The organism is Bradyrhizobium sp. HKCCYLRH2060, from assembly GCF_051168135.1.
Taxonomy (GTDB): Bacteria; Pseudomonadota; Alphaproteobacteria; order Rhizobiales; family Xanthobacteraceae; genus Bradyrhizobium.
This window is the reverse complement of sequence record NZ_JBNPUK010000017.1, coordinates 1-18,800: the sequence shown is the minus strand read 5'-3', so window position 1 is coordinate 18,800 and position 18,800 is coordinate 1. Positions and strand designations below refer to the sequence as shown.

Genomic DNA, 18,800 nt, shown 5'->3' with positions numbered 1-18,800 from the left:
TTTCGTCGTCAGCAGGGATTGAGCGGCGGCTCGCCGGCCAGATAGCGGCGAACCTCTTCGGCCGCCTGGTCGGCGGCAAAGGTGACGGTGCGCACGGAGGCGCCGGCGATGTGCGGCGTCAGCGTGACATTGGGGAGCTGCAGCAGCGGCCAGTCCGGCGGGACCGGCTCGACCGCGAAGGTGTCGAGCATCGCCCCCGCCAGCCGCTGCGAGCTGAGCGCATCATGGAGCGCGCGATAGTCGACCAGCGGCCCTCGCGCCGTGTTGATCAGGATCGCGCCGGGCTTGACCCGTGCCAGTGCGTCGCGATCGATCAAGCCGGTGGTTTCCGCGGTGACGCGGGCATGCAGGCTGATGACGTCGGCGCGCGCCAGGAGATCGGGCAGCGCGACGTGCTCGACGCCGTCGTTGCGGTCCTGGGCGCTGAGCTGGACGTAAGGGTCGGTCACCAGGATCTTGCAGCCGAACGCCTTCAACAGCTTCACCACGCGGGTGCCGATCGCGCCATAGCCGACGATGCCGACTGTCATCTCGCCGAGCTCGCGTCCCGTGCGATCCGCACGGTAGAGATCGCCGCGCCACTCGCCGCCCCGCATCGACTCGTGGCCGCTGCGGATCAGCCGGGTCTCCGCGAGCATCGCGCCGATGGTGAATTCCGCCACCGCGCTGGCGTTGCGTCCGGGCGTATTGACGACGAGCACGCCGTGATCGCGCGCCGCCTGCATGTCGATATTGACCGGGCCGCCGCGCGACACCGCGATGAATTTCAGGCTCGGCAGCCGCCGCAGCATCGCGCGCGAGATCGGCGCGAGATGCGTCACCAGCAGGGGCGCCTCGCCGATGAACTCAGCGAGCTCATCAGGATCGCCCATGAACTCCTTGAGCCCGTCGAGCTTCGAGCCGGCATAGCCGTGCTCCATCGGCTCGTCCGGCCAGGGCTGCTCGAGCATGCGGATGTCGATGCCATCGCCGCAGATGGCGGTGATGCGCTCGGCAAACACCGAGGGCAGCATGAAGCGGTCGCCGATGATGGCGATGGAGCTAGACATGATCGGCACCCGTGCGCTGCGCGGCGAGCTGCTTCCAGACCGGCCGCGCCGCGAGGCGGGCGTCGACATAGGCCGGGAACAATTGCGCATAACGTTCCGCCAGCGCCGCATCCGGCGCTTGCGGCTCATCCAGATACGGTCTCACCCACTCCTCCGCGCAATCCATCATGTCCGGGTAGAGCCCGGTCGCGACCGCCGCGATCATCGCCGCGCCCGATGCGCCGGCCTCCTCGCGACGGCAGACTCGAATCGTGCTGCCAAGTGCCGCACCAAGAATGGCGCCGAGCGCGCGGCTGCGCGCCGCGCCCCCGGTCAGGCGAATTTCCCTCGGCAGCGGTCCCATCGCCGCGTAGCAGTCGCGTGCGGCGAAGGCCAGTCCCTCCATCACGGCGCGCATCAGATCCCAGTAGCCGTGGCGGATGCGCAGGCCGACCAGTTGGGCGGACGCCTCGTGGGACACGAAGGGGCCGCGTTCGCCGGCGTCGGAGATGAACGGATGATACAGCAGCTCGCCCACCTTCGCCGCGAGCACGTGCTCGTCGAGGCGCCGGATCAGATCATTGCGCGACCTCGCGATGCCTTCCATGGCGAGCACGCCGCGCGCGACATCGAGCAGCCAGTCGATGTTCAAGGTCGCAGCCATGGTCGACTGCATCTGTGCATAGTGACCGGGCACCGGGAACGGCATCGTATAGCCGGTCGCCTCGGCATTCAGCTTGACCGCGTCGGCGCCGTTCACCAGCCGCATGTGCATGCCGGTCGAACCGATGATGGTGCAGCCGACGTCGGGTGCGGGATCATACAGCCCACCACCGAGCGCATTGCAGATAACATCGACATAGCCGAGCGACACCGGCACGCCATCGGGCAAGCCCGTTTCGGCCGCGGCCGCCGCGGTCAAGCCATGCGTCGTCGTGACACCATCGACGACATCCGGAAACAGGCGCGCGGAATCGGCGATCCCGACAAGACGCGCGGCTTCGCCGTCGAAACCACGCCGGCGAAAGTCGCCGCAGGAGAACGTCGCCTCGGACGGATCGGTGGTCCGCTCGCCTGTCAGCTTGAAGTAGAGCCAATCCTTGCAGTGGAACGCCGTACTCGCGCGTTCGAGCATCTCTGCGTCATGCGCCTGCAGCCAGGCCAGCTGCGCCCCCTGCTGGCAGGCGTTGAGCCCCGATCCGGTGCGTTGGTAATGCGCGGCGTTGCGCTCGCCGCCTCGGAAGGTCTCAACGAAGCCTGCCGCGCGCGAGTCGAGCCACAGCAGCGCGGGCGCGACTGGACGGCCGTCCGCGTCGATCAGCCAGGTGCCGTCGCCCTGCCCGGTCACGGCGATCGCGGCGACGCGACGGGACAGGTCCGGCAGCGCGCCGCCCAGGCCGCGCAACGCCGCGACAGTGTCGGTCCACGTCCGCTCCATGTCCTGCTCGACACGACCACCGGGCAAGGTGGTGTAGCTGTTCGGAATCGCGAACTCGCCGAGCTGGCGGCCATCCCGCGCAAACGCGACCGCCTTGATCACCGAGGTCCCGGCGTCGATGCCGATGATCACGTCGCGGGTCGCAGCCGAGGTCATGGTCAGCGCGCCTCCGCGTGGCGGACGCAGATGCCGTCGGCGCCGAAAATGTGGAGATGGCGTGACTCCAGCGCGCAGGGCACGACATCGCCCGGCCGCGCCGCGATCTTGCTCGATGTCACCGCGACCAGCAGATGACCGGCGCATTCGCCCGCAATATGCGACTGATCGCCGAGCCACTGGTTGGAGACCACGCGCAGCCGCGCCTCGCCGCTGCCGATCGCGATCCGCTGCGGCCGGATGCCGACCTTGATCCGATCGGTCCGCACCAGCGTCTGCTGTCCTGCCACGTCCAACGTCTGCCCGGGAATATGAAAGGCAACATCGGAGCCGACAGACAAGCGGAACCCGCCTTCCTCCTGCGTCACCACAGTCTCCAGCAGGTTCATCGGCGGCTCGCCGATGAAGCTCGCGACGAACAGATTGGCCGGGCGGTTCTTCAACTCCCGTTCGCCGGCGAACTGTTGCAGCACACCGTCTTCCATGACGGCGATGCGATCGGCGAGCGCGCTCGCCTCGGTCTGGTCATGGGTCACGAAGATCGCGGTCATGCCGCGCTCGGCGAGCAGGCCCTTGATGCGGCCGCGCAGCACCGCGCGCAATTGCGGCTCCAACTGGCCCATCGGCTCGTCGAGCAGATAAAGGTCGGCATCGCGCACCAGCGCCCGCGCCAGCGACACCCGCTGCTGCTGGCCGCCGGAGAGCGCGCGCGGATGATGATCGAGAATGTCCTCGATCTCGACCAGGCGGGCGATGCTGTCGACGCGGTGGGCGATCTCGACGCGCGACAACTGCTGCGCCTTCAGGGCGAAGGCGATATTCTCGCGCACCGTCAGCGGCGGATACAGCGAATAGCCTTCGAACGCCATCGCGACCCTGCGCTTCGCCGGCGCCAGATCATGGATCGGCCGCTGCGCCAGCGCGATCGATCCAGAGCTCACACTCTCGAAGCCGGCGATCATGCGCAAGGTCGAGGTCTTGCCGCAGCCGGACGAGCCGAGCAGCGCGACGATCTCGCCCGCCTTCACCTCCATGTCGAGCGCGCGCACCGCGTGAACCGGCGCCTTGCCTCGGCTGTGATAGACCTTGTCGACGTTGCGGATCTCGAGCATGCCCATCTCACATCCTCACGCCGCCTGCCGACGCGGCAAGACACCAATACGGTCTCCCGTCGCATGGTCGAACAGCAACGCAGATTCGGGCGCGAACCGCACGAACACGTCCTCGTCGGCGCCGGCTTCCAGCGCCTCGGGCGCCAGCGCCGCCAGCCACTCGGATCCGTCAGCAAAGCGCAGCAGCACCACGGCACGCTCATGAATCGGAGTGACGGCGACGGTGCGCGCGGGGATCGCGCCTTCACCGCCATGGCGCGTCACCGCGACATCGTCCGGCCGCACGCCCAGCCAGCAGCGCTCCCGCGCATCCGCCGGCAGATCGTCGACATCGAGCCGGACCTGCGTCCCGGCGATAGCCGCTATCAACCGGCCCTGCTCCACCACCGGCACGACCTCCGAGAGATTGATGCTGGGATCGCCGAACAGCCGCGCCACCGCAACCGACGCGGGCCGCGCATAGATCTCCTCCGGCCGCGCCACCTGCACCAGGCGGCCATTGATCAGCACGGCAATGCGATCGGCGATCGCCATCGCCTCGCGATAATCCTGCGTCACATAAAGCACCGCCGCAGAGCTCCGACGCAGCAGGCTCGGCAGCTCCAGCCGCATCTCGTAGCGCAGCTTGGCATCGACGTTGCGCAAGGGATCGTCGAGCAGCAGCACCTCAGGATTGCCGATCAGAGCGCGCGCCAGCGCGGTGCGCTGCTTCTGGCCGTTCGACAGTTCACGAGGCTTGTGGCCGAGCACGTGCTCGATCTTCAACAGCCGGCTCATCGCCGCAACCTTCGCCGCGACATCGGCTGCGCCCGTCGCCCGCAGGCCGCTGGCGATGTTGTCGCGGGCGCTCATATGCGGAAACAGCGCAAAGTTCTGGAACGCCATGCCGATGCCGCGCTGCTCCGGCGCCGCATCGACGATCGAACGGCCCCCGACCAGGATGTCGCCCGCATCAGGCTCGAACATGCCGGCGATCATGCGCAGCAGCACGGTCTTGCCGCTGCCGGACGGGCCGAACACCGCGACGATCTCGCCGGGCTCGACCGCGAGCGACACGCCCTTGGCACAGCTTGCGGCGCCGAAGCTCTTGTCGACCGATTGGAGTTCGAGACGGGCCATGTATCCTCAACCCTTCACTGCACCGAGCGAGAGACCTTCGACCAGATAGCGCTGCGCATAGAGCGCGAGCAGCAAGGTCGGCGTCACCGACAGCACGATTGCGGCTGCGATCTGGCCATATTGGATGCCGGACGCCGTCACGAAGGCGAGCGCGCCCACCGTCACCGGCTGCTTGTCGGCCGAGGCCAGGATCAGCGCGAACACGAAATTGTTCCAGCAGAAGATGAAGGACAGCAAGCCCGCCGCCGCGATCCCGGGTCCCGCCAGCGGGACGGCGATCCGGGTGAACGCCTCGCGCCAGGAATGCCCCGCCAGCCGGTAGGCGTGCTCGATGTCGGGGCTGACGTCCTCGAAATAGCCGCGCACGATCCACAGGATCAGCGGCAGCGCGATCAGCTGATAGACCCAGACGATGCCGAAATACGTGTCGTTCAAGCCGAGCTGCTGGTAGTACAGCGACAGCGGCAGCAGCACCAGGAGCGGCGGCGCGAAGCGGAACGACAGCAGCGTGAACGCGATGGTCTCGCCGAGCTTGAACTTGAACCGCGCGAACGCATAGGCCGCGGGCACGCCGAGCAGCAGTGCCAGGACCACCGAGGCGCTTGACAGGATGAAGCTGTTCATGAGGTTACGCATGAACGAGATCTGCAGATTGCCGGCGGCCGTACGCAACTGGCCGGAGATCAGCGCCTCGTAATTGGCGAGCGTCGGCTCGAAGAATATGCGCGGCGGGATACGCAGGATCTGCTCGTTGCTCTGGAACGACATCATGAGGATCCAGACGATCGGGAACATGAAGAAGACGAGCACCAGCGAGAGCGCAATGCCGCGGAAGATGCGCCCGGCGAGACTGGAATGATCCATCGGCGGCCTCCTCAGGCGTGACCGTGGGCGCGTTCGCGCAGCCGCAGCCAGTTCTTGATGAAGATGTTCGACAGGATGTTGGTGATCAGCCACAGGATCATCAAAAGCGCCGCCGAGCGTCCGACATTGGTGTACTGGAAAAATTCCAGATAGGCCTGCACCTGGAACACCATCAGCCGGTCGCCGGGGCCGCCTTGGGTCATCGCATAGACGATGTCGAACTGCTGGATGGAGTCGAGCAGCCGGAACAGCGACGCCGTGATGATGTAGGGCGCGAGCATCGGCAGAGTGATGCGGAAGAACACGAAGCTTGCAGGCACGCCGTCGAGTGCGGCGGCCTCGAACGGCTGCCGTGGCAGCGAGCGCAGACCGGCCAAGAGCAGGATCATGATGAAGGGCGTGTAGACCCAGACGTCGACCAGCACGACGGTGAACAGCGCGGTCGACGGATCGGACGCCCACTTGAAATCGTGCGCGCCGAACAGGCCGACAAGATAGGACAGGATGCCGAAGCTCGGATTGGTCATCAGCTTCCACATCAGCGCGGCGATCGCCGGCGCCGTCATCAGCGGCAGCAGCAGCATGATAGACACGGCGTTGTGGAAGCGCGTCGGCCGCCGCAGCAGGAGCGCGATGCCGAGGCCGAGCAGCAGTTCGGCGATCACGGTCACCGCGGTGTAGACGAGCGAGATCCGCAGCGTGTTCCAGAACGCAGGATCGGACAGGAAGTCGATGTAGTTGTCGACGCCGATGAAGCCGCGCAAGTAAGGCAGGTTGAGCCGGTAGCGCTGCAGCGAATAGATCGCCGCGGTCACGAATGGCACCAGGATGGCGATGCACACCAGCAGCGCCGGCAGGCTCAGCAGATACGGCAGCATCCGCCCGCGCCAGCGTTTCGCGCGTCGCGGCACCGCCGGGGTCTCGACAAGTTCAGCCATGCTCATGACAGACGTGATCACACATTCGCAGTGATGGGCCGGTCCGGACGCCCGTGGGGGAGCGGCCGGACCGGCGGGTGGTCATGGAGAGTGCGCCTGGGCTCAGCCGAGGCCGGCCTGCTTCAACTGACGGTTGATGCTGTCGGCCAACTTGTCGAGGCCTTCATCGACGCTGATCTCCTTGGCCACCATCTTCTGCAGCGACGCCGCCCACTCCGTGGTGAGGTCGAAGAACAACGGCTGCGCCGTGAAGTAGATCTTCGCACCGGGGGCCGAGAGGTCATGCTGCTCGAGATAGCCGGGATAGGACTTGGCGATGCGGTCGCGGAATTCGCTGTCCTTCCACACAGAGGCGCGGACCGGATTGACGAAGTCCATCTTGCGGGCGCCGAACAGATCATGCTCGACGGAGGCCGCCCACTGCATGAACGTCCAGGCCGCATCCTTCTGCTTGGAGAAGCTCGACATCGCCAGCGACCAGATCCAGACGTTCGGCGTCGGCGCCTTGGCGGCCGGATTGGCTGCAAACGGCGCGTAGCCGAGATTGCCGCGCTCCTTGTTCTCGCCGCCGTTCATGAAGTAGCCGAGAATGTCGGCGTCGAAGATCATGCCGGAGGCGCCGGCGCCCAGATCAGTGCCGACCTGGTACCAGGTGTAGGTCGACCAGTTCTTGGGGCCCGAGCCCTGGATCATCCTGACCCACTTCTCGTGGAAGTCCTTCGAGGCCTTGGTGTTCATCGCGGCCTTGAGCTTGCCGCCCTCCATCACGAAATCCTTCTGGCCGAAATTGGCGTAGGCCGATAGGAAGCCCGGATGGATGGTGGCCCAGGAGCGCGAGCCGCGCACACCGACGCCGTAGGGACCGCCGGCATCCTTGGTGATCTTGGCCGCGACGTCGAGCATCTCGTCGAGGTTCTTCGGCGGCTTGACGCCGACCTTGTCGAATATCTTGCGGTTATAGGTGATGTTGTTGAGCTCGTAGCCCCACGGGATGCACCACTGCTTGGCCTTGCCGGAGCCGAGCTCGGAGCCGGCGACGCCATCCCAGGCCGTCGACGACCGCAGGCCGGGCAGCACGTCGTCCCAGGCGAAGGCCGGATTGGTCTTGGCGGGATCCTTGATGTAGGTGTTGAGGTCCTCGATCCAGCCGGCCGGACCATAGGTCCAGGTCATGTAGGCGCCGGTCATGAAGGCGTCGTACTGGTCGGACTTCGACGACAGCGCCGCCGTCACCTTGTCGAAATAGACGTCCTCCGGGAAGATGTCGTAGGTGACGTTCATGCCGGTGAGGCTCTTGAACGCCTCGATGTCGCCGATCATCGCATCGACGTAAGGATGCTTGTTCAAGAGCAGCTTGACGGTCTTGCCGCTATGCGCCTTCCAATTGAAGTCAGCGGCCATCGCCTTCGACATCGCGGACGCAAAGGCGGCATTGGCGGCGACACCGGCAATGCCGAGCTTGGCGGCACCGTCGAGCAGATCACGCCGGCTGATGCGCTTGCCGGCATAGGACGCAAAGAGATTCTTCTCACGATCGTACATTCAACCCTCCCTTTGTTTTTTGTAGAGACGTGTTCGCGTTACCTGCCCTTCCGACTCTTGTTCTTGGAGTTGCCGGATGTCTTCTCCGGCTTGTCAGTCGCCAATGCCTGAGCGGTCGCCTCGTCGATGATGAGGCCATTCAGGAAGCCGCTGCGCAGCACAGCGCGCAGGGCCGTGATCTTCGCCTCGCCGCCGCCGATGGCGACGATGCGGTGTTTCTTCAGATCGGCAGCGGCCATCGAGGTGGCCCGCGCCGAAAGATCGAGATCGAGCAGCTCGCCCTGGGCGTTGAAGAAATGCCCGAGCAGGTCGGCGCAGGCGCCGGCGCGCTTCAGCTCGACGACCTCGTCCGGCTTGATCATGCCGCTCGACACCAGGAAGCCGTCGGCATGGATCTGGCCGATGCCGACGAACAGCAGCGAAGCCTTCTGCGCGAGAGCAAACACGTCGGCAATGCCGAACTGCTGCATCAGCACGCGGCGGTCGGCGACGGAGTTGGCGAACACGGGCACCGGCAGCAGATAGGCTTCGGCGCCGGTGCGCTCGGCCAGGCGATGGATCACGTCGAACGGATTGGCGGCGAATTTGCGCGTCAGGCCACCGAGCAGCGACACGAACTGCACGTCGCGCGCCGGCGTCTGCGGCAGTTGCGCCACCACGGCCGCGAGCGTGCGGCCGTGGCCGACACCGATGATCTTGTCGTCGCCGCGCTCCAGCACCTGGCGCAGGAAGCTCGCGCCCTCCAGCGCCAGCGCCTTCAGCGGCAGGTCGCCCTCGCCGAGATCCGGCGCGACACGGCAGAAGTCGAGCCCGTAGCGTTCGGCCAGCGCGTTCTCGAGTGCGACGCATTCGGCGACGGGACCCTCGACGAAGACACGGATCATGCCCTCGCGGCTGGCGCGCGCGATCAGGCGATGCGCCTTCGTGCTCTGGATGTTGAGCCGATCGGCGACCTCCGACTGCGTCAGCCCGGCCGCGAAATACAGCCATGCGGCGCGCGTCGCCAGCGAAGCCTCGCCGTCCACCATCGACGCCCTGTCGGAAGCTGTCGTCACGCTTGAATGCCTGCTTGCAAATTTCTTCACACCTTGCAAAAAATTGCAGACGGCGATCCGGCCGTCAATCCCCCAAACGTGCTGCAGCGCGTCAGGGATGACGCGCCGGGCAAGCACAGGCATGCTCGCCGGCGCACAACGGGATGAGGTCGCATGACGGAGTTGTTTGTCGGCATCGACGTGGGCACGAGCGGTGTGCGCGCCTGCGCCGTCGACGCGCGCGGCGAGATCAAGGGCGCAGCCGCCGTTCCGCTCGCCGCGCCGCGCCAGGACGGCAACGCCGTCGACCAGGATCCCGAGCTGTGGTGGCAGGCGACGGTCGCAGCGCTCGACAAGCTCGGCAGGATCGTCGATCTCGGCGCCATCGCGCGCATCGCGGTCGACGGCACCTCGGGCACCTTGCTGCTGATCGACGCCGACGGACGGCCCCGCTCGCACGGACTGATGTACAACGATGCGCGCGCGGTCGGCGAAGCCAGGCGGATCGCCGCGGTGGCGCCGCCCGAAAGCGGCGCGCATGGCACGAGCAGCCCGCTTGCCAAGCTCATGCATCTGCTCGCCTCCACGACAGGCGCGCGGCACGCCGTGCACCAGGCCGACTGGATCGCCGGACGCCTCGCCGGCCGCCACGGCGTCAGCGACGAGAACAACGCGCTGAAGCTCGGCTATGATCCCGTCAGGCGCGAATGGCCGCGCTGGATCGATCAGCTCGGCGTTCCCCGCGACGTGCTGCCGAGCATTCTGGTGCCGGGCACGCCATTCGCCGACATCGATCCGTCGACCGCGCGCGCGCTCGGTCTGTCGCCGTCGGCGCGCATCGTCGCCGGCACCACCGACGGCGTCGCCGCCTTCATCGCCACCGGCGCCGACACGCCAGGCGATGCGGTGACCTCGCTCGGCACCACGCTGGTGGTGAAGCTGGTCGCGACGCAGCCGATCTTCGCCGCCGATCAGGGTGTCTACTCGCACCGCCTCGGTGACAAATGGCTCGCCGGGGGTGCATCGAACTCCGGTGGCGCCGCGCTGCTCGCGCATTTCACCGCCGCCGACATGGCCTGCATGACCCCGCTGCTGCGCCCGGACGAGCCCACCGGGCTCGACTACTATCCGCTGCCCAAACCCGGCGAGCGCTTCCCCATCGCCGACCCCGCCCTCGCACCAAAGATCACGCCGCGCCCGGCCGAGGATCACCGCTTCTTCCAGGCGCTGCTCGAAGGCATCGCGAGCGTCGAGGCGCTCGCCTATCAGCGCCTGCACGCGCTCGGCGCACCGGCGCTGCGGCGGGTGATCAGCATTGGCGGCGGCGCCCGGAACGACGCCTGGACCGATATCCGCCGGCGCATCGTCGGCGTGCCCGTGAGCGTTGCCGCGCAGACCGAAGCGAGCTACGGCGCGGCGCTGCTGGCGCTGCAGGGACCGCCGCAATGACGGCGGCAGCGTGCGAGATCAGCGGCCTGTCCGCCATCGCCGAGCGGTTCGATCACGTCCTGCTCGATCAATGGGGCACGTTGCATGACGGCAGGACCGTGCTTCCGGCGGCTCACGACTGCGTCCTGCGGCTGCGCGAGGCCGGCAAGCAGATCCTGGTGCTGTCGAACTCCGGCAAGCGCGCGAGCGCCAATGCCGAGCGCCTCGCCCGGCTCGGCCTGCCGCGCTCGGCCTATGACGGCATTCTCACCTCGGGCGAGGTGACCTGGAGCGGACTACGCGACCGGACGCGCGCGCCGTTCACCGATTGCGGCAGCGCCTGCTTCCTGATCACCAGGGGCGGCGACTGCTCGCTGATCGACGGGCTCGATCTCGTCCTCGTGACGGATATGCGGGACGCCGACTTCATCCTGCTCGGCGGCCTCGATGACGACCTCGCCGAGCCGGACCCCTGGCGCGACCGATTCACCGGAGCAGCGGCACGGGGCGTGCCGATGATCTGTGCCAATCCCGACCTGATGATGTTCGGTGCAGCCGGCCTCGTGCCGGCACCCGGCACGCTGGCCCGCGCCTATGAGTGGCTCGGCGGCCCGGTGAGCTTCGTCGGCAAGCCGTATCAGCCGATCTTCGCGGCCGCGCTGGAGCAGCTCGGCGATCCGGAGCCGCACCGCGTGCTGATGATCGGCGACTCGCTCGACCATGACGTCGCCGGCGCCCGCGCCACAGGCTTGCAGAGCCTGCTGCTCGGCGATGGCGTGCATCGCACGACCTTGGCCGGCGCGCCCGACCTCGCTGCGGCGACGCGCAAGCTCGCAGCTTCGCCCGGCCGCATGCCGAACTGGACGATGCAGCACCTTTCTTGGTGAGAAGGAGATGCGAAATGCGCGAGCCAGCCGAGCTTCAGGAGTTGCGCCGGATGTCGGCGCGGGTCGGCCGCAACATCGAGCTGGTGCAAGGCGCCGGCGGCAACTCCTCGCTCAAGCAGGATGATGTGCTGTGGGTGAAGGCGTCCGGCACCTGGCTTGCCGATGCCGACGCGAAGGACATCTTCGTGCCTGTGCTCCTGCCGGCGGCGCGCGACGCGCTCGCCGCTGACGACGAGCGCATTCCGCTGGCCGCTCCCGGTCCCCTGCGCGCCTCGATCGAGACCGCGCTGCATGCGCTGCTGCCGCACCGGATCGTGCTGCACGTGCACGCCGTCAACACCATCGCCTGGGCGGCGCGGCGCGATGCGCGCGATGACTTTGCGGCGCGGCTGGACGGGCTCGCCTGGCGCCATCTCGATTACTTTCATCCCGGGCTGCCGCTGGCGCGCGCAGTGAGCGCCATCGTCGCGCGCGACCGCATCGACGTGCTGACCCTCGGCAATCACGGCCTCGTCGTCGGTGCCGAGAGCTGCGATCAGGCCGAGGCGCTGGTCCATGACGTCGAGCACCGGCTGGCGCTGCCGGTACGCCCGGCGCTTGCTGGCGACGCAGCGGCCTTGCGCCGTCTGTGCGCCGGCACCGCCTATCGCCTGCCGCAGGATGCTGGTAGCCACGGCATCGCCACCGATCCGTTCAACCGCGCCATCGCGACCGGCGGCTCATTGTATCCGGACCACGTCGTGTTTCTCGGCCCGGGCCTGCCGACGATCGAGAGCGCCAGCGACCTCGCCACGCTGCTCGCGCGCGCCAAAGCGAGCCGCCTGCCCGCGCCCGTCGCAGCGCTCGCGCCGGGTCTCGGTGCCATCATCCGCAGCGACGCCAGCCCGGGCGCCGAGGCCATGCTGAGCTGCCTCGCGCTCGTGACCAGCCGCCTGCCGCTATCGGCCGATATCGGCTATCTCTCGTCGCAGCACGAGCAGTTGCTGCTCAACTGGGACGCCGAACGTTACCGCCAGCAACTGACGGCAAGCCGCCAGTCGTCGAATTGAAGCGGCGGAGGACCACGCGATCATCGCTAGAGACCGGCGGGGACGACGCCCTCGCCACGATCCGTTCACGAAGCGCATCTCCGACCTGATCGATGACCTCGCGCCAATCGCGCCTTTCGCGCTGACGGAACAGGCGCATGCGCGGGTACCAGACGCTGTCGTCACGATCGAGCAGCCAGCGATAGTCCGGCGTGTACGACAGGAGCGTCCAGGTCGGACAGCCAAGCGCGCCGGCGAGATGAGCGACACTGGTATCGACCGTGATCACGAGATCCAGACATGAGATCAGCGCGGCGGTATCGGCGAAATCGGCAAGTAGACCTGACAGGTCCACGATCCCGCTCGCCTCCTGGAGCACGGCCTTGTCTTCGGCCTTCGGCTCCTTCTGCAGGCTGATGAACGCCGCATCCTCGCGGAGCAGGCGGGAAAACATGCGCAATGGGATGGAACGATTGTGGTCATCGAGGTGGTTGGGATTGCCTGACCAGACCAGGCCGATCCGCAATTTCTCCGGGGTGCCAAGGCGCTCCTGCCAGAGTTGGATCCGATCCGGATCAGGCGCCGGCAAATAGGACACCGGCGCTGGAATCGTGGCCAGTGTCGTCCGAAAGGCAAGCGGCAGGCTCATGATCGGACACTGGACATCCACTCCCGCAAGTTCGCTGGCCTCCGCGACAGGAACACACTGCGAAATGCCTGGCATCTTCGACAACAGCGGAAGCAACCACTCTTGAACGGCGAGGATCACGCGCGCGCCCAGCGCTGCGACCATCGGCACGTAGCGGACGAACTGGATCGTATCACCCAGTCCTTCATCGGCGGCGATGATGATGGTTTGTCCCGCGAAGGCCGGATGGCCGTCCGGTCGTTCATGATTGGACGCCTCCGGCCGGCTATTTTGCCCGATTGAACTGGTAGGAGCCCTGGAGGAAGACGCCATAGCGCTCCGTCGTATATCTCAGGACCTGATTGAACGAATCGACGGCATTGGTGCTGAGATGCCACCAGCGCCCACCGATGCCGATGCGGAAATTGTCGGTCAACTGGTAGTTCAGCACGGTCTCGGCCTGGAAGCCGCTTCCTTGCCCTGAGGCGGGATCGCGCCCGAACGTGAAATAGTGCGTGTCGATCGCATTCTGCGTGGTCCAGACATAGGCGGCCTCCGCCTGCCAGCTCAGCCGGTCTGACAGCCGCGTGTCGAGGGAGACACCGGCCCGTCCGCTATGCCAGCGATCCTGCTCGGTCACCACCTTCACGCCCGGCCCCAGCGCAGGAGCGCAGATCGTCGGATTGCCGCCCACCTGGGTGCAGCCCCGCGCGTCCACCGTCTCCGTCCAATATTGATAGCCGACGAAGGCGCCGAGCCGGAAGCGTTCGGTCTCCAGCAGGTTGAAACCGACATCGAGATTTGCATATTGCAGCCCCCCGCCCACGCTGCTGACGGTCTTGGACGACGGATTGACGAACGGAGCGAAGTCCTCGTCGACGAGCGTGCCCGAGCTGATCTTGCCCGCCCCTATATAGCCCTTCAGAAACATGTTGGTGAACGGACCGTCGAGCGCATCGATCCTGAAAAACATCTCGCCGCTGTGCCCGGTCATGCCGCCATAGGCGAGCCGGGAGACCTGAAGCGTCGCAGCCTGATCGGCGAAATAGCGGTAGCGATTCTGCCCGGAGCTGAACCAGTAGCGCACACCGGTCTCCAGCATGTAGGACGGCAGGATCGACGCGCGCGATTGCAGCGGCATGTCGCCCGAGCCTGCCCCCTGCCCGCCCTGCAACGCTGCAGGCCTGGCCCAGGCGCAACTGACGACCGAGGCGTTGCACTTGGTGACACCGTCGGCGTTGAAATCGCGCCGCAACGTGACCGTCGCGAACAGGTCCTTGGTCGTCGTCTTGACGTTGGCGAGCGTGCTGTCGACGAACCGATAGCCGATCTCCGTTTCCAGGCTGATCTCCTTCGACCAGAGATAGCTGACCAGCAGCGACGGCAGAACCGTGTACTCCTTCAGGTCGGTCCGGGTCCCGGACCTGTACCCCGCCCGCAGCCGCGGGCTGATGGCGAGATCGGGCGTGATCGGATAGCGCGTGGCAAGATCGAGAACGTAGAACTTGGAGTCCGCCAGGCTCGCGTAGCGCAGCGCACCCATGAACAGATCGCCCGGCTTGATGATGCCGTTCCCGGTCAGCTGGGCCGACAGATAATATTCGAGGCCGCTCGCCGGCGTGCCGTCGACGCCGCCGGACGGCAGCGTGCCGGTGAGATTGGTCACCGTGGCATCGGCAGCAACCTGCCAAGTCTCATTCAATGGCCGCGAGTAGCTCACCATCGCCGACTGGAACGTCGGCGTACGGTCGATCGCGAGCTGCCTGATCTCGCCCGCGGTATTGAACTTCATCATGTCGTAGAGGGTGAGGAAGGGCTGCCCCTGCAGCGCATTCCAGGTCGAGAGAAATGGCACTCTTCGATAGTCGAACGAGGCGTTGATGACCGACTTGTCCTCGAACGTATACGTTCCCGAGAACACGGCGGCGTTGAGCGCGCGGAAATGCGTGTCGTAGTCGATCAGGCCGAGCAGCGACTTGTTGGCGTCGAAATAGCGGAATTCGGCGCCGATGGCCTGGCGGTCGACGATGTTGCGGTCGTATTGCGTGATCAGGTAGACCGTGGTCTCGAGGCCACCCAGGATCTTGCCGAAGTCGATGCTTGCGCCATAGAGCGTCTTGCCATCCTTGAACGGTGCGTCGAAGCGGCTCCAGTTCGGCGAGCCCGCGAGCACGTTCAAGCGCAGCCCCGGGCTCTTCTGCCAGCTCAGCACCGCGCCGTCGAAACGGCCGATCACGCCGCCGGTGTTGCGGGATTGCCGTCCGACGCGCAACGTCACGTCGGCTTCCTTCAGCGTGTAGTCGACCTGCGCGGTCGAAACGCCGTATTTGTCGTTTCCGGTATCGAACTGGCGCTCATGGGTGAACGCCAGCCTGAACTTGGTCCTGATGCGGTCGTTGTCGGCGGTACCGAGAAAGTCAAAATTGGTCAGCAGCGTGTTCTGATGCACCCGGTGCGCGTCGGGATCCGCATTCGGGTTCGGCGCAATCGCCCTGTCCTTGACGGCGCTGGTCGTGTCGTTGGTGATGAAGGTGGTCGAGAGGCTGCCCGACATCGACCAGCGGGTGTCCCCGTTCGGCCCTGCCGCCTTGGTCGGCATGCCTGCCCCCATGTCTCCGCCTTCGGGCGTGACAGCAGACATGTCGCGCGGCCGCGCCGGCGCGCTGCTGGTCGCGGTGAGAAGCGCGGCAAGCCGCTGCCTCACCCGCTCGGCGCCCTCGCCGCTCGGATAGCGGCGCAGATAGTCTTCATATTCCGCCTGCGCGGCAGCGGTCTGGCCAGCCTTCTGCCGCGCCACGCCGAGCAGCTCCTGCGCCTCGGCGCTCGAGCCGTTCTCGGGGAGTTTCAGCACCTTCCTCAGGAGCTCGATCGCGGCGCTGAAATTGCCTTTCTTGATCGACGCGCGAGCCTCGTCCATCGACGCCTCCGCAAACCGGATGTCCGCGGCGGAGGCCTGCTGCATCGTGCGATTGTCGTTGCGGACCGACGCCGCCGCACCGGGGACCGCAACCGGTTTCGGCGCATCCGGGGCGGCTACGCTCGGCACCAGGGCCTTCACCTTGCACGCCGACACCGGACCCTTTCGGGCCACCACGATCGCCACCTGCTCGAAGCTACCGGATTGGACGATCTGATAGGTGAACTCGCCGGCAAACTGGACGACGAGGATCGGTCCCCTGTTCTGATCGAGCGTCAGATAGACGTCCTGGAGGCCGGAGCCCTGGGCATTGTCGACACGCACGCCTTCGCGCCTGACCAGGCGCCGCGCCATGATGGTGTCCCGGTCGACCAATTGCAGCGAGACGCTGAGCTGGCTGCCTTGGTCGAGCGGGAAATGCCCGGTGTAGCGGACACGAACGTGAAAATTGACCCGCAGAAGGCTGCAGTTTCCGATCGTCGTGGCATTTGCATTGGCGACGAACTGATCGATGACCGGCTGGGCCGGTGCAACGCCAAAGACCCCGTCGAGCAGGATTGCGAGCAAGCCGGCCAGCAGACCGATCAGCCATCCCGCCGACCTCGCTGCCGCGGCTTGTCTGAAGCAGTCGCGCATCACCAGCCACCTCCATTGACCCGGTGCTGCCGCTGGCGGCGGGTGACGATGGTGGTCTGCGACTTGTCAGCATAGATATGGCATGCGCCGGTGCAGTCCTTGAGCTCGGCGACGGTGTAATCCATCGGCGCCGGCTTCATGAGCTTGGCGTGCTGCTGCGGGCGGAAATCACTGGCGTGGCAGGCGGCGCAGTCGGGCTTGTAGGCCGCGAACTTGAACAGAACGGCCTGCGAGTTGCCGCTGTGGCAGGCGGTGCAGCCGATGGCCGCGCTATGGTTCGGATAGCTCGCCGACATATGCCGGTAATTGACCGAGCTCCAGCTCACCGTCCGGTGGCAGCTCTCGCAGGGGACGTTGGTCACGAAGTGCTTCGGCGACTTTCCGGTGGCGTTGGAGCCGTTGTGACAGCTGGCGCACGGCGCAGTCAGGCTAGTGTGATCCATCCGCGCGCCCGAGAACGACACGGTGTTCTTGTGGCAGCTTTCGCATGGCGCGCTGGTGACCACGTGCTTCTGGGGCTTGCCGCCCGCGGCCATGCCGTTGTGGCAGCTCGCGCAGGCCGCCATCGTGCCGGTGTGGCTGAAGCGGGCGCCGCTGAACGTCGTCGTGCTCTTGTGGCAGGTCTCACAGGGCGCGCTGGTGACCACGTGCTTCTGCGGCTTGCCGCTCGCGGCCATGCCGTTGTGGCAGCTCGCGCAGGCCGCCGTCGTTCCAGTATGGCTGAACCGGGCGCCGCTGAACGTCGTCGTGCTCTTGTGGCAGGTCTCACAGGGCGCGCTGGTGACTACGTGCTTCTGCGGCTTGCCGCTCGCGGCCATGCCGTTGTGACAGCTCGCGCAGGCCGCCGTCGTTCCAGTATGGCTGAACCGGGCGCCGCTGAACGTCGTCGTGCTCTTGTGACAGGTCTCACACGGCGCAGCGGTTGCGACGTGCTTCGGCGGCTTGCCAGGCGCGGTCATTCCGTTATGGCAGGATGCGCATGGCCCTTGCGCCGTCATGTGATTGAATCTGGAACCGGCCTCCGTGGTGCTCGATCCGGCAAGCCCTGCCCTCGGATTGAACGTCGGCAGCAGCGACGGAAGCCGACCGGCATTCTTCGCTTCCGGCGAGTCGCTGCCCGTATCGGTTGGAGGCAAGAGCCTACCGCGGGGATCATTCGGCGAGAGCGGTGATGTCGCGGATGTCATTCGGGGCGGCGTCCCCGACGGCTGCGGCACGGACGCCGCCGCGCCGCCAGCTTTGGCCGAACTGTCGGGATTGGAGGAACCGGACGAACTGGCGGAGGCCCCTGCTTCGGATCCCGCTGTCGGGGCCGTCGACGTCGCAGCCGTGTTCGCCAGCGGCTTGCTGCTGAACAGGAGCGTCGAACTGGATGGCGCCGCAGGCTTGGCGGCAGCGCCGGCCTGAGATGTAGCCGGTGCAGCGTTCGTACCGGGTGCTGCATCGGGATTCGTTGCTGCCGTCATCGTCCGGTTGGCGGTCGAGGCCGGCGTCACCGCCTTGACGGCCGGGGCCTGAGCAGGAACCACCGACCGCGCCGTCGTGGAGCAGCCCGCTGCCGGCTTCTGCGGGTCGTCGTCCCAGGTGGAAAAGTTGGCGGCGGCGCGCACGTGGCAGCAGCCGCAATCCTGCGACTTCGCGCTATGATCCGGCCCCTGCGCACCCCTGCGGCCCTGGCTGCGATACGAGCCGTTGTGACAGCTGTCGCAGCGCGTGGCATGCACGGCAGCATGGCTCATGGTGTAGGTGGCGAAGCTCGCCGCGGTGTTGCTGTGGCAGTTCGAGCACTGCACGCCCGTCACCGGAATATGCGGCGGGGTGGTCAGGCCTTTCGCGCTCGAACCATTGTGGCAGGCTGAGCAATTGGTGTTGGCCGCGGAGTGGGTGAACGCCGCGCCGCCCCAGCTCACATATCCGCCGCTGGCGGCCTTGCTGTGACAACTCACGCAATCGGCTCCGCCGGTCGCCACGTGGCTCGGGAACGACGCGGTGCCCATGGCCCCCTTGGTGCCCTGGCCGGTGAAGGAGCCGTTATGACAGCTGTC

The 18,800-nt window shown here is 66.6% G+C and carries 16 protein-coding genes; 5 read left to right on the top strand and 11 right to left on the bottom strand.

The window, feature by feature from the left end; genetic code table 11:
- Nucleotides 1-8 precede the first annotated feature (8 nt).
- The 8 genes from ACQR10_RS26870 to ACQR10_RS26835 form a co-directional block, all read right to left on the bottom strand.
- Entirely contained in the window at nt 9-1,049 is a 1,041-nt protein-coding gene (locus ACQR10_RS26870) for a 2-hydroxyacid dehydrogenase (protein ID WP_316218249.1), read from the bottom strand.
- A complete protein-coding gene (locus tag ACQR10_RS26865) occupies nt 1,042-2,622 on the bottom strand; it encodes an FGGY-family carbohydrate kinase (RefSeq protein ID WP_316218248.1) in 1,581 nt (526 codons plus the stop codon). Before ACQR10_RS26865 ends, ACQR10_RS26870 begins: the two co-directional genes overlap by 8 nt.
- Before the next feature lie 2 nt (nt 2,623-2,624).
- On the bottom strand, nt 2,625-3,734 hold the full coding sequence (locus ACQR10_RS26860) for an ABC transporter ATP-binding protein (protein WP_315804180.1): 1,110 nt from the start codon (nt 3,732-3,734) through the stop codon (nt 2,625-2,627).
- Between the two features lie 15 nt (nt 3,735-3,749).
- A complete protein-coding gene (locus tag ACQR10_RS26855; RefSeq protein WP_316218247.1) occupies nt 3,750-4,853 on the bottom strand; it encodes an ABC transporter ATP-binding protein in 1,104 nt (367 codons plus the stop codon).
- A 6-nt stretch (nt 4,854-4,859) separates the two neighbouring features.
- Nucleotides 4,860-5,717 carry a carbohydrate ABC transporter permease gene (locus ACQR10_RS26850; protein WP_434912120.1) on the bottom strand — a complete coding sequence of 286 codons (858 nt, stop codon included), beginning with the start codon at nt 5,715-5,717 and terminating at the stop codon, nt 4,860-4,862.
- Nucleotides 5,718-5,728: 11 nt separating this feature from the next.
- Nucleotides 5,729-6,655 carry a carbohydrate ABC transporter permease gene (locus ACQR10_RS26845; RefSeq protein ID WP_316218245.1) on the bottom strand — a complete coding sequence of 309 codons (927 nt, stop codon included), beginning with the start codon at nt 6,653-6,655 and terminating at the stop codon, nt 5,729-5,731.
- Between the two features lie 102 nt (nt 6,656-6,757).
- The gene (locus tag ACQR10_RS26840) at nt 6,758-8,197 is read right to left on the bottom strand and encodes an extracellular solute-binding protein (protein ID WP_316218244.1); all 1,440 of its coding nucleotides are present in this window, start codon (nt 8,195-8,197) and stop codon (nt 6,758-6,760) included.
- Between the two features lie 38 nt (nt 8,198-8,235).
- Complete coding sequence (locus tag ACQR10_RS26835; RefSeq protein ID WP_315804181.1) at nt 8,236-9,225, bottom strand: sugar-binding transcriptional regulator; 990 nt, start codon at nt 9,223-9,225, stop codon at nt 8,236-8,238.
- Nucleotides 9,226-9,405: 180 nt separating this feature from the next.
- Between ACQR10_RS26835 and ACQR10_RS26830 the strand changes: the two genes are divergently transcribed.
- The 3 genes from ACQR10_RS26830 to ACQR10_RS26820 are packed head-to-tail and all read left to right on the top strand — an operon-like array spanning nt 9,406 to nt 12,595.
- Complete coding sequence (locus ACQR10_RS26830) at nt 9,406-10,680, top strand: FGGY-family carbohydrate kinase (RefSeq protein ID WP_316218243.1); 1,275 nt, start codon at nt 9,406-9,408, stop codon at nt 10,678-10,680.
- Nucleotides 10,677-11,546 carry a TIGR01459 family HAD-type hydrolase gene (locus tag ACQR10_RS26825; RefSeq protein ID WP_316218242.1) on the top strand — a complete coding sequence of 290 codons (870 nt, stop codon included), beginning with the start codon at nt 10,677-10,679 and terminating at the stop codon, nt 11,544-11,546. The genes ACQR10_RS26830 and ACQR10_RS26825 overlap by 4 nt, the downstream gene beginning before the upstream one ends.
- A 14-nt stretch (nt 11,547-11,560) precedes the next feature.
- Nucleotides 11,561-12,595 (top strand): class II aldolase/adducin family protein, encoded by a 1,035-nt coding sequence (locus ACQR10_RS26820; RefSeq protein ID WP_316218241.1) that lies wholly within the window; start codon nt 11,561-11,563, stop codon nt 12,593-12,595.
- Here ACQR10_RS26820 and ACQR10_RS26815 read toward each other — a convergent pair.
- From ACQR10_RS26815 to ACQR10_RS26805, 3 genes are read right to left on the bottom strand one after another with little or no spacing between them, the layout of a single operon-like run.
- On the bottom strand, nt 12,534-13,535 hold the full coding sequence (locus ACQR10_RS26815) for a glycosyltransferase family 9 protein (RefSeq protein WP_316218240.1): 1,002 nt from the start codon (nt 13,533-13,535) through the stop codon (nt 12,534-12,536). The two genes, ACQR10_RS26820 and ACQR10_RS26815, sit on opposite strands and share 62 nt — an antisense overlap.
- Nucleotides 13,489-16,755, bottom strand: a complete 3,267-nt coding sequence (locus ACQR10_RS26810; RefSeq protein ID WP_316218239.1) for a hypothetical protein — start codon at nt 16,753-16,755, stop codon at nt 13,489-13,491. The genes ACQR10_RS26815 and ACQR10_RS26810 overlap by 47 nt, the downstream gene beginning before the upstream one ends.
- On the bottom strand, nt 16,755-17,714 hold the full coding sequence (locus ACQR10_RS26805; RefSeq protein ID WP_316218238.1) for a cytochrome c3 family protein: 960 nt from the start codon (nt 17,712-17,714) through the stop codon (nt 16,755-16,757). The genes ACQR10_RS26810 and ACQR10_RS26805 overlap by 1 nt, the downstream gene beginning before the upstream one ends.
- A 64-nt stretch (nt 17,715-17,778) precedes the next feature.
- On the opposite strand from ACQR10_RS26805, the gene ACQR10_RS26800 reads away from it, so the two are divergent.
- A complete protein-coding gene (locus tag ACQR10_RS26800; protein WP_316218237.1) occupies nt 17,779-18,162 on the top strand; it encodes a hypothetical protein in 384 nt (127 codons plus the stop codon).
- 339 nt (nt 18,163-18,501) lie between these two features.
- Nucleotides 18,502-18,693, top strand: coding sequence for a hypothetical protein (locus ACQR10_RS26795; RefSeq protein ID WP_316218236.1), 192 nt, complete (start codon nt 18,502-18,504; stop codon nt 18,691-18,693).
- The last annotated feature ends 107 nt before the right edge of the window (nt 18,694-18,800 follow it).

Coding starts and splice junctions, on each gene's coding strand:
- ACQR10_RS26870 (WP_316218249.1), bottom strand. CDS start 1,049: ATGTCTAGCTCCATCGCCATCATCGGCGACCGCTTCATGCTGCCCTCG.
- ACQR10_RS26865 (WP_316218248.1), bottom strand. CDS start 2,622: ATGACCTCGGCTGCGACCCGCGACGTGATCATCGGCATCGACGCCGGG.
- ACQR10_RS26860 (WP_315804180.1), bottom strand. CDS start 3,734: ATGCTCGAGATCCGCAACGTCGACAAGGTCTATCACAGCCGAGGCAAG.
- ACQR10_RS26855 (WP_316218247.1), bottom strand. CDS start 4,853: ATGGCCCGTCTCGAACTCCAATCGGTCGACAAGAGCTTCGGCGCCGCA.
- ACQR10_RS26850 (WP_434912120.1), bottom strand. CDS start 5,717: ATGGATCATTCCAGTCTCGCCGGGCGCATCTTCCGCGGCATTGCGCTC.
- ACQR10_RS26845 (WP_316218245.1), bottom strand. CDS start 6,655: ATGGCTGAACTTGTCGAGACCCCGGCGGTGCCGCGACGCGCGAAACGC.
- ACQR10_RS26840 (WP_316218244.1), bottom strand. CDS start 8,197: ATGTACGATCGTGAGAAGAATCTCTTTGCGTCCTATGCCGGCAAGCGC.
- ACQR10_RS26835 (WP_315804181.1), bottom strand. CDS start 9,225: ATGGTGGACGGCGAGGCTTCGCTGGCGACGCGCGCCGCATGGCTGTAT.
- ACQR10_RS26830 (WP_316218243.1), top strand. CDS start 9,406: ATGACGGAGTTGTTTGTCGGCATCGACGTGGGCACGAGCGGTGTGCGC.
- ACQR10_RS26825 (WP_316218242.1), top strand. CDS start 10,677: ATGACGGCGGCAGCGTGCGAGATCAGCGGCCTGTCCGCCATCGCCGAG.
- ACQR10_RS26820 (WP_316218241.1), top strand. CDS start 11,561: ATGCGCGAGCCAGCCGAGCTTCAGGAGTTGCGCCGGATGTCGGCGCGG.
- ACQR10_RS26815 (WP_316218240.1), bottom strand. CDS start 13,535: ATGGCGTCTTCCTCCAGGGCTCCTACCAGTTCAATCGGGCAAAATAGC.
- ACQR10_RS26810 (WP_316218239.1), bottom strand. CDS start 16,755: ATGCGCGACTGCTTCAGACAAGCCGCGGCAGCGAGGTCGGCGGGATGG.
- ACQR10_RS26805 (WP_316218238.1), bottom strand. CDS start 17,714: ATGACCGCGCCTGGCAAGCCGCCGAAGCACGTCGCAACCGCTGCGCCG.